General features: G+C 58.5%; 15 protein-coding genes and 4 tRNA genes. 18 read left to right on the forward strand and 1 reads right to left on the reverse strand.

Features of this window, described 5'->3' with window-relative positions; genetic code table 11:
- Positions 1-5: 5 nt before the first annotated feature.
- The 13 genes from GPK42_RS09290 to proC all read left to right on the forward strand — a co-directional run bounded on the left by GPK42_RS09290 (position 6) and on the right by proC (position 10,508).
- Positions 6-467, forward strand: coding sequence for a phosphonate C-P lyase system protein PhnG (locus GPK42_RS09290; RefSeq protein ID WP_215694892.1), 462 nt, complete (start codon positions 6-8; stop codon positions 465-467).
- On the forward strand, positions 464-1,153 hold the full coding sequence (gene phnH, locus GPK42_RS09295; RefSeq protein ID WP_215694893.1) for a phosphonate C-P lyase system protein PhnH: 690 nt from the start codon (positions 464-466) through the stop codon (positions 1,151-1,153). Before GPK42_RS09290 ends, phnH begins: the two co-directional genes overlap by 4 nt.
- Positions 1,141-2,307 (forward strand): carbon-phosphorus lyase complex subunit PhnI, encoded by a 1,167-nt coding sequence (locus GPK42_RS09300; protein ID WP_215694894.1) that lies wholly within the window; start codon positions 1,141-1,143, stop codon positions 2,305-2,307. The genes phnH and GPK42_RS09300 overlap by 13 nt, the downstream gene beginning before the upstream one ends.
- On the forward strand, positions 2,291-3,139 hold the full coding sequence (locus GPK42_RS09305) for an alpha-D-ribose 1-methylphosphonate 5-phosphate C-P-lyase PhnJ (RefSeq protein WP_215694895.1): 849 nt from the start codon (positions 2,291-2,293) through the stop codon (positions 3,137-3,139). The genes GPK42_RS09300 and GPK42_RS09305 overlap by 17 nt, the downstream gene beginning before the upstream one ends.
- Complete coding sequence (locus tag GPK42_RS09310; RefSeq protein WP_215694896.1) at positions 3,132-4,016, forward strand: ATP-binding cassette domain-containing protein; 885 nt, start codon at positions 3,132-3,134, stop codon at positions 4,014-4,016. Before GPK42_RS09305 ends, GPK42_RS09310 begins: the two co-directional genes overlap by 8 nt.
- An 11-nt stretch (positions 4,017-4,027) precedes the next feature.
- On the forward strand, positions 4,028-5,335 hold the full coding sequence (phnM, locus tag GPK42_RS09315) for a phosphonate metabolism protein PhnM (protein WP_215694897.1): 1,308 nt from the start codon (positions 4,028-4,030) through the stop codon (positions 5,333-5,335).
- Entirely contained in the window at positions 5,335-6,069 is a 735-nt protein-coding gene (locus GPK42_RS09320) for a phosphonate C-P lyase system protein PhnL (RefSeq protein WP_215694898.1), read from the forward strand. Before phnM ends, GPK42_RS09320 begins: the two co-directional genes overlap by 1 nt.
- A 9-nt stretch (positions 6,070-6,078) precedes the next feature.
- Positions 6,079-6,972, forward strand: a complete 894-nt coding sequence (locus GPK42_RS09325; protein ID WP_215694899.1) for a PHP domain-containing protein — start codon at positions 6,079-6,081, stop codon at positions 6,970-6,972.
- A gap of 11 nt (positions 6,973-6,983) precedes the next feature.
- Entirely contained in the window at positions 6,984-7,406 is a 423-nt protein-coding gene (locus GPK42_RS09330; RefSeq protein WP_252200232.1) for a GNAT family N-acetyltransferase, read from the forward strand.
- 93 nt (positions 7,407-7,499) lie between these two features.
- Positions 7,500-7,586, forward strand: a tRNA-Leu gene (locus GPK42_RS09335).
- 662 nt (positions 7,587-8,248) lie between these two features.
- A complete protein-coding gene (locus GPK42_RS09340) occupies positions 8,249-9,187 on the forward strand; it encodes an SPFH domain-containing protein (RefSeq protein WP_215694900.1) in 939 nt (312 codons plus the stop codon).
- A gap of 6 nt (positions 9,188-9,193) precedes the next feature.
- The gene (gene rlmH, locus GPK42_RS09345) at positions 9,194-9,664 is read left to right on the forward strand and encodes a 23S rRNA (pseudouridine(1915)-N(3))-methyltransferase RlmH (protein ID WP_035136824.1); all 471 of its coding nucleotides are present in this window, start codon (positions 9,194-9,196) and stop codon (positions 9,662-9,664) included.
- 73 nt (positions 9,665-9,737) lie between these two features.
- A complete protein-coding gene (gene proC, locus GPK42_RS09350; RefSeq protein WP_215694901.1) occupies positions 9,738-10,508 on the forward strand; it encodes a pyrroline-5-carboxylate reductase in 771 nt (256 codons plus the stop codon).
- A gap of 157 nt (positions 10,509-10,665) precedes the next feature.
- Here the strand turns inward: proC and GPK42_RS09355 are convergent, their stop codons facing one another.
- Positions 10,666-10,839, reverse strand: a complete 174-nt coding sequence (locus GPK42_RS09355) for a DUF6724 family protein (protein WP_006235069.1) — start codon at positions 10,837-10,839, stop codon at positions 10,666-10,668.
- Positions 10,840-10,950: 111 nt separating this feature from the next.
- Here GPK42_RS09355 and serS point away from each other — a divergent pair, with 111 nt between their 5' ends.
- The 5 genes from serS (at position 10,951) to GPK42_RS09380 (ending at position 13,604) form a co-directional block, all read left to right on the forward strand.
- A complete protein-coding gene (serS, locus tag GPK42_RS09360) occupies positions 10,951-12,234 on the forward strand; it encodes a serine--tRNA ligase (protein ID WP_040359108.1) in 1,284 nt (427 codons plus the stop codon).
- Positions 12,235-12,407: 173 nt separating this feature from the next.
- Positions 12,408-12,785 carry a hypothetical protein gene (locus GPK42_RS09365; RefSeq protein WP_215694902.1) on the forward strand — a complete coding sequence of 126 codons (378 nt, stop codon included), beginning with the start codon at positions 12,408-12,410 and terminating at the stop codon, positions 12,783-12,785.
- A 77-nt stretch (positions 12,786-12,862) separates the two neighbouring features.
- A tRNA-Arg gene (locus GPK42_RS09370) sits at positions 12,863-12,939 on the forward strand.
- A gap of 354 nt (positions 12,940-13,293) precedes the next feature.
- Positions 13,294-13,370: transfer RNA gene (locus GPK42_RS09375), tRNA-Arg, on the forward strand.
- Positions 13,371-13,527: 157 nt separating this feature from the next.
- Positions 13,528-13,604: transfer RNA gene (locus tag GPK42_RS09380), tRNA-Arg, on the forward strand.
- Positions 13,605-13,643: the final 39 nt, after the last annotated feature.

A 13,643-nucleotide genomic window follows, 5' to 3' on the forward strand; every position in this document is an offset into this window, starting at 1 on the left:
TTTGCATGCTAACAAGAAGAGAGAGGACCGAGGTCCTGGTTGAGAGCGGCCCTGCGCTTGCGCTCGAACTGGCGGGCCTGGTCGAGGCCGCCGCCCCTGCCGAAGATATTGTGCCGGCGCACCAGGGCCTTGTGATGTGTCAGGTGCGCGAGACGGCTCGCAACAGCCGCTTTTATCTGAGCGAGGTGCTTGTTACCGAGAGCCGCGTGCGCATTGGCGAGGCCGATGGCCTGGGCGTGCTTATGGGAACCGATGCCGCGCATGCTCGTGCGCTCGCGGTAATCGATGCCGCTTATGCAATGGATCCGGCGCCGGCTTGTTTGGCGGAACTCGAGCGCCGCGTCGAGGAGGCGCGTGCTGCCATGTTTGAGCGCGTGGCTGCACAGGATGCTCTCACCTATGTGTCGCGTGTCGAGTTCGATGAAATGTCTGGCCAGGACATGAGTGTTCAGGCGGTGGTCAAATGAACGAGCAGGATGAGGTTTTCGATCGCGATCCGTCCCTTGACGAGCGCGCCTTCGAGCTGCAGGGAACGTTTCGTACGGTTCTGGACTGCATGGCGCGCCCCGGCGAGGTTTGCCGCCTATCCGTCACGGATGCCTATGAGGTCGAGGCGAAGCGCTGTGGCCTATTCCCCGCGACGTTGATGTTGGCGGACATGCTGCTCGATAGCGGTACGACTTTTTGCATGGCGACCACGGGCTTTGAGCGTGCTGCCCGGCAGATCGCGAGTCGAACGCACGTGACTCCTGCGGCGCCGAGCGAAGCTGCGTGCGTGATCGTTCCGGAGGCTTTTCGAGATGAGGGCGCGGCGAGTGCAATCGCTGCGCTTACGGCGGGGACGCTTGAACAGCCGCATCGCGGCGCGACGGTTATCGTCGAGTGCTCGGTGCTTTTGGGACTGGATGCGCAGGGTTTGCGCGTCGGCTCCGCTTCGCACGCGTGTACCAAGAGCTCCTGGGAGCTCGGTGGCCCCGGCGTTGACGGCACTTCGCACTTCTCGTGCGATCGCGGCGATGTCTTGCGCTCGCGTATTGCGCGTCTGGACGAGTTTCCCTGCGGCATCGACCTGATGTTTGTAGACGGGTTTGGCCATATCGCCGCCGTTCCCCGTTCCAGCGCTTGCAGGGAGGTTGAATCATGGGATATGTAGCCGTTTCCGGCGGCGAGCAGGCAATCGCCGCATCGCTTGAGCTGCTTGAGCGCGAGCGCGTTGCGGGTGGCCGCGCGCTCGATCCCGCACTCATCATCGAGGCCATGCCGCATGCGGTCGAGCAGGTGCAGTCTGAGGGCTCCGTTTGGGCTCCCGAGGTTGCTGCAATCGCCCTCAAGCAGGCGTCGGGTTCTATCGAGGAGGCCGTCTTTTTGGTGCGTGCCTACCGTTCCACCCTCGAGCGCCTCTATACATCGCGTGTGATCGATACGGGCGAGATGCACGTTTCGCGTCACATCTCCGCGGCCTTCAAAGATATCGAGGGCGGACAGATTTTGGGCGCGACCCGCGATTACAGCCATCGCCTTATCAATTTTGATCTAAGCGAAGAGACCGATGCCGATGTCCGTGCCGCGCGCGCTGTCATCGATGAGCGTCTGGATGAAGCGGCCGAGGCCTTTTATGGCGTGGCCGAGACCACGCCTCTCGATTGTGTGCCCAAGGTGTGCGATTACCTGCGCCAGATCGGTATGATCCGCCCGGTTGCTATCGACGACACCGAGCCCGTCGATATCACCAAGACCCCGCTTTTCACGCCGGCGCCGCGCAGCGTTATCCTGCAGGCCCTCTCGCGTGGCCTCACGCAGGCGGTTGTCGCCATCGGGTACGCGGCCATTCGCGGCTTTGGCATTTCCCATCCCACGGTGGGCGAGCTTCGCCGCGGCAGCGTGCCGGTGACGATTGATGCCCCCGGAACCGATCCCTCTCAGGCTTCTGCCGACGACGCGTACTATCTGGGAGCACTCCCGGTCTGTGAGGTCGAAAGCCTGATCGCCAACGACGAGGTGACCGAGACGGGCGAGCATGTGAACGCGCTCGATGTGGGCTACGGCCTCGTTACCGGCAGCGACGAGAGCAAGGCCATCGCCATGAGCGTCCTCGACCATTCGCTGCGCGTCGACGACGTTCGCTACCCCACACAGGATCAGGAGTTCGTGCTCTATCACATCGACGGTGTGGAAGCCACGGGCTTTATCAGCCATCTCAAGCTGCCGCACTACGTGACGTTCCAAAGCAAGCTCGATGCAGCCTTGCGCTCTATGAATCACGCCGAGGGACAGAAGGAGGACGGTTCTCGTGCAGCGCAACTATAACTTTGCCTTTTTGGACGAGGGCTCCAAGCGCGAGATTCGCCGCGCCATCTTGAAGGCCGTCGCCATTCCCGGATACCAGGTGCCGTTCGCCAGCCGCGAGATGCCCATCGGCCGCGGCTGGGGTACGGGTGGCCTGCAGGTCACGTTGTCGTGCATCGGTCCCGATGACGTGCTCAAGGTAATCGACCAGGGCTCGGACGCGAGCGTCAATGCCGTGTCTATTCGCAGCCTCGTGCACGAGACTACCGGCGTCGAGACCACCACGTCCACGGCGGACGCGACGCTCATCCAGAGCCGTCACCGTATCCCTGAGCGTCCGCTGCAGCGCGAACAACTCATGGTGCTGCAGGTTCCCATGCCAGAGCCCTTGCGCACCTACGAGGCGCGCGAAAGCGTGACGCGCCGTCTGCATGCCGAAGCTGAGTACACCGGGGCATATCTGGAGCTTTTTGAGCAGATCGTGCGCTATGGCTCCACGACTACCGGTGCCGACCATCCCGTGATGGTGCAGGATCGCTACGTTATGGCGCCGAGCCCTATTCCGCGTTTCGACAATCCCAAGCTCAACGATGCCGAGAATCTCTTTTTGTTTGGCGCCGGTCGCGAGAAGAAGATCTATGCCGTGCCGCCCCATACCAAGGTGGAGTCGCTCGCCTTCGAAGACCATCCCTTTGTGCGCGAGGATTTTGAAGGTAAGCGCTGCTGCATCTGTGGGGCGACGGGCGTCTATATGACTCAAACCATCGATCCCGTTACGGGCAAGAAGGCATGGCAGTGCTCCGATACCGATTATTGCGCAGAGCGTCTCGAGGAGGGCGGAAGCGATGAGTAAAGGCACGACGATGCTTCCCGCTACGGTTCATCATGAATTTAAGGATAAGGCTCCGGTTTTGTCCGTTCGCCATCTGGCCAAGCGTTTTGGCGTCGGCTGTGACTACTGCCGCGACCCGCATGCCAAGCTCGAGCGCAACATCTGTCCTGTATGCGGCACGGTGCACGCGGTGCGCGACATCTCGCTCGAGGTGCATCGCGGTGAGATTCTGGGCATTGTGGGCGAGTCTGGTTCGGGCAAGTCGACGCTCATGCAGTGCCTCTATTTCGACCAGGAGCCCACGGCGGGCGATATGCGTGTCGCTGCATATGATGGGGGCAAAGGCAACTGCTTTGACCTCTCTCGCCAGCAAAAGCGCCTTATTCGCGATGAGATTTTTGGCATGGTTTACCAAAACCCTTACCTGGGCCTGCGCATGAACTTCTCGAGTCTTTCCAATATCGCCGAGAAGCAGATCGCTGCCGGTATCCGTGACGTTTCCTCCATGGTCGATCGCGGCCGCGAGCTGCTTGATCGCGTGAACATCCCCTTGCGTCGTGAACAAGATCCACCGCGCGCGTTTTCGGGCGGTATGCAGCAGCGCGTGCAGATTGCCAAGGCGCTTTCCAACCGTCCTCCGCTGCTGTTCTTGGACGAGGTCACCACCGGTTTGGACCTTTCGGTTCAGGCGCGCGTGCTTGATCTTATCCTCTCGCTGCGTCGTGACCTGGGAGTCTCGATGGTTGTGGTGAGCCATGACCTGGGCGTGATTCGCCTGCTTGCCGATCGCACTATCGTGATGCTCGACGGGCAGGTCATCGAACATGGCTTGACCGATCAGATCATGCAAGATCCGCAGCACGCCTACACCCAAGAACTCGTCTATTCGCTTCTTTAGGAGGTTCGCCGATGTACGTCATCCGCAACGGAATCATTGTTCAGCCCGACCGCCTGCTCTTTGGCTATGAGCTTGTGGTCGAAGACGACAGGATCGCCGCAATTCAACGCCAAGGCAAATTCGATGCGACCGCCGCGGGAGCCGGCGTTATCGATGCTCATGGTGGCTATGTCACGCCTGGTCTTGTGGATATCCATTCCGACTATATCGAGACCGTTATCTCGCCGCGCCCGACGGTGCTCATGGACTTCTCGACGGCATTGTTCGAGGCCGAGCGTGAGCTCATCGCCCATGGCATCACCACAATGTATCACTCGCTTTCGGCATATGCGCAGGACATCATGGACGCCAAGCCGGTCCGGCGCTGGGAGAACACCGAGAAAATCATGGCGCTTATCGCCGGCTGCAAGCGCACCGAGGGACGAAACGCCCATCTGATTCGTCATCGCCTGCACCTGCGTCTCGAGGTCGATAACGTCAATCTGGTTGAGCAAGTTGAGGGGCATTTGCGCTCGGGCGAGGTGGACGAGCTTTCATTTATGGACCACACTCCCGGCCAGGGTCAATATCGCGATATCGAGATCTGGCGCAAGAGCGTTCGCGGCGATCACGAGCTGAGTGACGAAGAGGCGGAGCGGATCGTCGCCGCTCAGCAGGCGGCACCCAAGCTTTCCTTTGATCAGCTCAAATATCTTGCCGATGTTGCCTGTGAAAACGGCATTGCGCTGGCGAGCCACGATGACGATTCGGTCGAGCATCTGGATCTTATGCGTGAGCTCGGCTGCACGATCTCTGAGTTCCCGGTGAGTTTAGAGGTGGCGCGCGCTGCTCGCGAGCATGGCATGTCGACCGTCATGGGAACACCCAACATCTTGCTGGGGAAGAGCCATTCGGGCAACCTTTCGGCGCGCGACGCCGTGTCTAACGGAGTGGCGAGCGTGCTGTGCTCCGATTACTATCCCACGGCAATGCTGCAGAGTGCCTTTGCCCTGCACCATGATTTCAAGCTGCCGCTTGAAGAGGCGTTTGCCATGCTCACTATCAACCCGGCGCGCGCCGTGCATGCCGACGATCAGGTTGGCAGTCTGGAAGAGGGCAAGAAAGCCGATATTCTGGTCATTCGTGAGGTTGAGGAAGGCCAGCGCACCTATCCCGTGATCACGGCGACGCTGGTGGATGGCCGTGTGGTTTCGCGTATGTGGTATCCGGCGCTGCCGAGCATGTCTGCCCGTTTTGCCACCGATGCCGCGACGATCGCCGAGACCGCCGACCACGTGCCGGCAGCCGTGGCGGGTACGGATGGATCGGAGGACAAGTAATGGGCGATTCAATCGAATTCTATCAGCTCGATGTATGCCCACTCCTTGCGATCGAGGATCTTTCCAAGGGCTTTACCCTGCATGCCGCCGACCGTCGCGTGCGCGGCTGTGAACATATCTCGCTGAGCGTGCTGCCGGGTGAGTTCGTGGGCGTTACCGGCCGCTCGGGCTCGGGCAAATCCACGATTCTCAAGTGCATCTATCGTACGAATCTGCCGGAAAGCGGCCACATCGTGTACGATTCCGAGGCCTTTGGTCCGGTCGACCTTGCCACGCTCGATGAACGTCGTGTGATCTATCTGCGCAACTACGAGATTGGCTATGTCTCCCAGTTCCTCGATGCCGTGCCACGTACCACGGCCCGTGAAATCGTGCACGCGAGTGCCGCTGAGGCGTTTGCCGATGAAGATGCGATTGAGGAGGAGACAACGCGCATGCTCGAGCATTTCGACTTCCCCAAGCCCCTGTGGGACCTGTATCCCAATACGTTCTCGGGTGGTGAGAAGCTCAGGCTCAACATCGCGCGCGCTATGGTGCGTCGTCCACGTCTATTACTGTTGGATGAGCCGACTGCCAGCCTCGATAACGCGAGCAAGGTCAGAGTCCGCGATTTGATTGAGCAACTCAAGGCCGGAGGTACTACGATGCTGGGCATCTTCCATGATTTGGAGTTCATGGAAGGCGTTTGCGATCGTGAGTACAACATGCAGACTGGTGGGTTTGTCCAGGCATAGGAGGGACGGATGCAGGAACATAGATCCGTGCAGGGGTCATTTGATCTGCATACGCATTCGGTTTATTCCGATGGTTCTCAATCGGTGCAGGCATTGATTGCCGAGGCTCGTGAGCGGGGTCTTTCGGGTATTGCCATTACCGATCACGACAGTTTGCGCCAGCTGTCATCCGTACGCGCCGAAGCCCGCAAGATGGGTTTTCCCGTGATTGCGGGCGTTGAGGCTTCTTGCATTGACTCGGAAACCGGACGCAAGATTCATATTCTTTGCTACGGCCTCGCGGCTACGGCGGATGAATCTGGCCCGCTTGAGCTCTTGGTAAACGAAACGCTTGCCCGCCGTACTGCCAACACCCTGTGGCAGGCATGGACGCTCGAACGTAAAGGGATGGCCCCCTGCGGGCGAAAAGCATCGGTGGCCGACGTGGTCGAAGTCTCGCGGGCAAGTACTGGTGTCTACAAACAGCATGTCATGCAGGCGCTTACGGGGCTAGGCTATCGAGATGGCGAATATCAGTGCGTTTATCGTCGGCTATTTAAAAATGGCGGTATTGCCGAGCGCGACATTTCCTATCCCGACGCACTTACAGTTGTTCGGGCTGCTCGCGAACAGGGAGGCGTGCCCGTGCTCGCACATCCCCAGCAGATGGACTCGTGGGGGGCTATCCCCGAACTTGTTAAGGCAGGTCTGATGGGCATCGAGGCGTTTCATCCCGATAACGATGCCGTTGCGACCGAAGAGGCCTTTAGACTTGCACGGCAGTACGGAATCGTGTGCACCGGCGGTAGCGATTACCATGGGCGCTATGGCGCCCCCGAGTGCGTCGGGTCTTGTTTCATCACGCCGGATGAAGCCGGCGAGTCCGTCGCGCAGCTGTTCGACCAAGAACGCCTGCTTGCTTAGGGGGTCCGGAGATGACAGTTCGAATGGCGACTGTTGCCGATACCGACGCGGTGTACGAGCTCATGTGCCAGCTCGAGGACACTCGGTTTGACCGATTGACGTTCTGTAAGCGTTTTGCCTGGCAGCTTGCCCGACAGCCATTTTTCGCTTTTGTGCTCGAAGAGGATGACGTTGTCGGGATTGTGAACGTGCGCGTCGAGCGGCAGCTTCACCATGAACACCCCGTGGCCGAGATTTGCGAGCTCGTGGTTGACAAGGGATACCGTGGTGGTGGACGCGGGACACTGCTGCTTGAGAGGGCCATTGCGTGTGCACGAGAGCAGGGCTGCGAGGTAATCGAGGTGACCTCAAATGCCGCACGGTTGGGTGCTCACCGGTTTTACGAGAATCACGGCATGAAGAGGACGCATGCTAAATTCATGATGGGGCTGTGAGGGCCCTCAAATGTATACGCAATAACGCTCGTAAACTTTTTCAAAAATAGTTCTTGCGTTCGCGCTGGCGCTCCGTTATTCTAATTCCTGCACGCGGGCGTGGCGGAATTGGCAGACGCGTACGGTTCAGGTCCGTATGGGGGCAACCCCATGAAGGTTCAAGTCCTTTCGCCCGCACCATTGAATGAAAGAGCTCCCAGCAATGGGGGCTTTTTTGTTATGGGCCCATCGCGGGGACTTGAACCTGCGAAAGAGCGAGCGTTAAGAAAACGCGGAGCGTTTTTAGCGAGCTGGCGAGGACGCCGGCAGGCGGCCGAAGCCGGTGCGGATCCGCGGAGCGGATACGCGGACGTCCTTTCGCCCGCACCATTACATGAAAGAGCTCCCAGCAATGGGAGCTTTTTTGTTATGGGCCCATCGCGGGGACTTGGACCCGCGAAAGAGCGAGCGTAAAGAATGCGCGGAGCGTTTTTAGCGAGCTGGCGAGTCCGCCGGCAGGCTGTTTTTACGGATCCAATGCCGATATTTCGTATGCCCGAAACCCCAGTGGGCAAAAAACGGCAAATATGAGTACTGTCACAAAGGCGGCAACATTTCTAGAGGTCTATTTTGTGATAATTACGCAACAGCTGTACGTTAATTTGATTCGGCTTTGAGACAAAGCGGCTCAATTTGGAAGGATCTCGGGTTCGACAGGGTGCTATTTTGCTAAATAGGCTGCTACTAAAATAGTGACAGTACTCATATTTGGTCTTTTTTGCCCACTGGCCCTGCCATCGGGCCTTTGGGGCCGTCCAGGACGGGTATCCTAGTGCCAATGTATGCCCAATAGAGGAGAAGCCATGCTGTTTTCCGGTATCATCGCCGCCCTTACCAGTCTTTTGATCCCTATTATCATTCTGTTGCTGCTGCTTCCCAACGCCTGCTATGTCGTTGAACAACAGCATGCCGTGATCATCGAACGTCTGGGCAAGTTTAACCGCATCGTCAACGCGGGCTTCCACATGAAGGTGCCCGTGATCGACCGCAAGGCCGCCACGGTGAGTCTGCGCACCATGAAAAACGGTTTTGGCATCGACGTTAAGACCCAGGACAACGTGACCATCGGCCTTGAGGTCTCTGCTCAGTACCACGTGAGCTATGACATGGGCGCCGGCCCGGCAGATTCGGGCATCTACAAGAGCTACTATATGCTGCAGGAGCCCGTCGACCAGATGCGTGACTTCATCACCGACGCTCTGCGCTCTTCGATTCCCGTCTACACACTCGATGAGGTCTTTGCCAAGAAGGATGACATCGCCAAGGACGTTAATGCCACCGTGTCCGAGCAGATGGCTGCCTACGGCTTCACCCTCGTGTCGACACTCATCACCAAAATCGCGCTGCCGACCGAGGTCGAGAACTCCATGAACGACATCAATGCCGCCCAGCGAAAGCGCGCTGCCGCGCAGGAGCTCGCCGAGGCCGACCGCATCAAGCGCGTCACCGAGGCGACCGCCGAGGCTGAGGCGATGGAAAAGGCGGGCGAGGGCATCGCCAACCAGCGCAAGGCCATCGCGCTGGGCATCAAGGATTCGCTCGAGATCATCCAGGAGACGGGAGTCGGTAACGACGAGGCCAACCAGCTGTTCATGTTTACGCAGTGGTCCGAGATGATGACGGAGTTCGCTCGTACGGGTAAAACCTCGACGGTCGTGCTGCCGAGCGATTTCTCGCAGTCGGCCTCGATGTTCGAGCAGATGCTGACAGCCAGCAAAGTTCAAAACGATTCGAAGGAGTAGACGCGCGTGAAATACACCGTCGTTTGCGTCGGTAAGCTCAAGGAGCGCTTTTGGAAGGACGCGTGCGCTGAGTACACCAAGCGCCTAGGTGCCTATGCCAAGGTTGATATCCGCGAGGTGGCCGATATCGACCCGGCTAAGGCGGGCGGCGTGGATGCCGCACGCGACAAGGAGGGGGCGGCAATTCTTGCTGCATTGCCGTCTCGGGCGCATGTGATCCTGCTAGCTATCGAGGGCAAGGAGCGTTCGAGTGAGGAGCTCTCGGCGCGGCTCGACGATCTTATGCTGCGAGGCAGCAGCGACATTGCCTTTGTAATCGGCGGTTCGGACGGCGTGAGTGATGAGGTGCGCGCCCGCGCCGATGAGATGCTCAGCTTTGGACGCATCACCTTACCGCACAACCTGGCGCGCGTGGTGCTGCTAGAGCAGATTTACCGCGCCTGCAAGATCAGCCGCGGCGAGCCGTATCACAAATAGGTCGGCAATACGAAACAATGGCATGGGACAATAGCTTCCGTTTTGAGGAACGTGCCTGAGAGGACTATGTGATATGAAGATTGGATTTGTCGGTTTTGGCAATATGGCGAGCGCTATGGCCGATGGCTGGATCGCTGCCGGTGTAGCTGCGGGCGACATGTGCGCCTGCGCGGGTCGCTACGACGCACTGGTTGAGCGCTGCGAGGCGCGCGGCATGGTCGCCTGCCACGATGCCGCCGAGGTTGTCGCCGCATCCGATATCGTGGTCGCTGCGGTCAAACCGTACATGATCGAGAAGATATTCGCCCCGCTCAAGGATGCTCTTGCCAAAAAGGTCGTTCTGTCGGTTGCCTGGACCTGGGACAGTGCCAAGTGGGAGCAGGTCCTGCCGGGCGTCGCGCATATCTCGACGGTGCCCAACACGCCGGTTTCGGTGGGCGAGGGCGTCATCGCTTGTGAGAAGGCTTCCACGCTTAGTGATGAGCAGAGCACAGTGGTGCTTGATCTGCTTGGCAAGCTCGGTGCGGTGGTCGAGCTCGATACGAGCCTGCTGTTTGTGGGCGGCACGGTGGGTGGTTGCGCTCCGGCATTTGTCGCTATGGCAATCGAGGCCCTGAGCGATGCGGCGGTCAAGCACGGTATCCCGCGTGCCGATGCCTATCGCATTGTGAGCCAGATGGTGCTGGGTACGGCAAAGCTGCAGCTTGCAACTGGCCAGCATCCTGCGGCGATGAAGGATGCCGTATGCTCGCCCGGTGGTGCCACCATCAAGGGCGTCGTTGCGCTCGAGGACGCCGGCATGCGCAGCGCCCTGGTCAAGGCAATCGACGCAACTCTCCAGTAAAACCTGCCATTTAGGGACAGGTTTATTTTGGCAGGTTTTTCCTGCGGTTTTGTCCTTTTAGCGAAAAGCGCCCCGCAACTGGCTCAATTCCAGTTGCGGGGCGCTTGCGTTTGCCCAGATAAAACAGACCAAAATAAACCTGTCCCTTTTTGGCAGGTTAGTCCCAGAAGCTGTCTTCCTCATCCTCGGACTTGGGTCCGCGGTCGACGTACATCTTATGGGTACGCTTCTCCATTACAAAGGCAAGAATCGCAAATAACAGGATGCCGCCGGCGAAAAGGATGGCAAAACCGGTGCGGGTGCCAAACAAAAAGGAAAAAACTGCGTCCATTGGGTGCCTTCTTGCGTAGTTGAGTTGGGTCGTAAACGCTCATAAGTATATACTTGCCCATACATGTACAAGGTTGCAACCTAAATGGAATGTATATCGCCGGAGGATCTAATGCTTGATATCAAGTTTGTTCGCGAGAATCCCGATGCCATCGATGTCGCCATGGCTAACCGCCAGACGTCTTGGGATCGCGAGAAGTTCTTTGAGCTCGACGACGAGCGCCGTGCCGTCATCACCGAGGTCGAGGAGCTCCAGGCTACGCGCAATGCCGAGTCCAAGAAGATCGGCGCCCTGATGAAGGAGGGCAAGAAGGACGAGGCCGAGGCCGCCAAGGAGGCCGTGCGCGCCGTCAACGAGAAGATTGACGGTCTGGCCGAGCGCCGTACTGCTCTCGAGCAGGAGCAGTACGACTTCATGGCTCACCTGCCCAACATTCCTTGCGAGGCCACGCCGTACGGCAAGGACGAGGACGAGAATATTGAGCGCCGTCGTTGGGGCACCCCGCGCGAGTTCGACTTCGACTTTAAGCCGCATTGGGATCTGGGCACCGATCTGGACATCCTCGACTTCGAGCGCGGCAACAAACTCTCCGGCAGCCGTTTTACCGTTCTCGGTGGCGCTGGCGCCCGCCTGGAGCGCGCCCTCATCAACTTCTTCCTCGATACGCACACCAGCCGTGGCTTTAAGGAGTGGTGGCCGCCCATCGTCGTCAAGCGTCAGACCATGTTTGGCACGGGTCAGCTGCCCAAGTTCGAGGACGACGCCTATCACGTCTCGGGCGACAACTTCCTGATCCCCACCGCCGAGGTCGTGCTTACCAACCTGCACGCCGGCGAGGTCCTCGATGCCGACACTCTGCCGCGTCGCTACACCGCCTTCACCCCCTGCTTCCGCGAGGAGGCCGGTTCCGCCGGTCGCGATACCCGCGGCATCATCCGTCAGCACGAGTTCGACAAGGTCGAGATGGTCAAGTTCGCTAAGCCGGAGGAGTCCGACGAGGAGCTCGAGAGCATGACCGCCGAGGCCGAGTATCTGCTGCAGCAGCTGGGCCTTCCGTATCGCGTGATTAGCCTGTGCACCGGCGACTTGGGCTTCTCTGCCCGTCAGACCTACGACGTCGAGGTCTGGCTGCCGAGCTACAACGCCTACAAGGAGATCAGCTCCTGCTCCAACTGCGGCGACTTCCAGGCCCGCCGCGCCAACATCAAGTACCGCGACCCCGAGAACTTCAAGGGCTCGCGTTACCTGCACACCCTTAACGGTTCCGGCCTGCCGGCTGGTCGTACCATGGCTGCCATTCTGGAGAACTACCAGAACGCCGACGGCACCATCACGATCCCCGAGGTTCTGCGTCCTTACATGGGCGGTCTCGAGAAGATCGAGCCGGTCGCGTAACTTGGCTGCATAGGGGATATGCAAGGGCGCTCCTTCGGGGGCGCCCTATTTCGTGCGCAGGTCCATACCATGCTGTGCGGACAGCTCAATAGAAAACACACGAACAACTGTTCTGTATACAGCCATCTACCTGCTATGCTTTTGCTAAATAAGAGCGAGAGAAAGGGGACGCGATGGAGCTGTTTGATGATCGGGTGGTTTTGTTTGAGAGCGACGAGGGCGGGGAGTACCTGCTTGTAACGTGTGAGCCGTCTGGCATGGGCGGCCTGGTGGTTCGGCAGACGAGTGAGGGTCCGTTGACACAATGGTGCTTTGAGGAGTCGCCGCATGTGGTCGAGACCTTTGTGACGCACGAGGGGCTTGTGGCGCTGGAGCACTTCTATGGAGTTGGGACTTCCAACCAGGTCGCGCGCATGCTGAGCATCTCGTTTGCCGATTATGACTGTGCCCAGCTGGTGAGATCGCTCCTGAGGGAACTTGATGCTAAGTTTGACGTGATCGAAAAGCCAATCGATCGTACGGGGAACGGCGGTATATGCGGAGCAGCATGACAAAACTGCGTTCCACAAAAAAGTTTGAGATTGTGCTTGACTCCAATAAGCTAAAGTGGTTTTATATGTCTTGCGCTGCGGCGTTACCTCAGCTGGATAGAGGGTCTGACTACGAATCAGAACGTCATAGGTTCGAATCCTATACGCCGCACCAATTGAAATCGAAAGCCTCCGGCAACGGGGGCTTTTCTTTTACGGCGGCACTGCATGGATTCGAACCTCGGTCGAGGCGCGGGCGTAAAGAAAACGCGGAGCGTTTTTAGCCCGCGGGCGAGCACGCCGGAAGGCGGGCGGAGCCGGTGCGGATCCGCGCAGCGGATGCGCGGAATCCTATACGCCGCACCAATTGAACTTGAAGCCTCCGGCAACGGGGGCTTTTCTTTTACGCCGGCACCGCACGGATTCGAACCTCGGTCGAGGCGCGAGCATCTTAATCATCACTTCGTAAAATTTTTCCAAATTGTCGCTTGACCCATCGAGGGGTCACGTGCATAATAATCCGTGCGTTGCGGCGTTACCTCAGCTGGATAGAGGGTCTGACTACGAATCAGAACGTCATAGGTTCGAATCCTATACGCCGCACCAATTGATTTTAAAGCTCCCGGCAACGGGAGCTTTTCTTATATCGCGATGCGTCGAAGATCGCATCAAGTGGTCTAAATGAGTAAAAATCAAATTCAATAACTTTTTTCGAAAATTGCTTGACCTTTATTCAGTTGATGTGCATAATAATCAACAAGTCGCGGCGTTACCTCAGCTGGATAGAGGGTCTGACTACGAATCAGAACGTCATAGGTTCGAATCCTATACGCCGCACCAATTGAAATCGAAAGCCTCCGGCAACGGGGGCTTTTCTTT

Origin of the sequence: Collinsella aerofaciens, assembly GCF_018785265.1 — a bacterium.
GTDB classification, from domain to species: Bacteria; Actinomycetota; Coriobacteriia; order Coriobacteriales; family Coriobacteriaceae; genus Collinsella; species Collinsella aerofaciens_AI.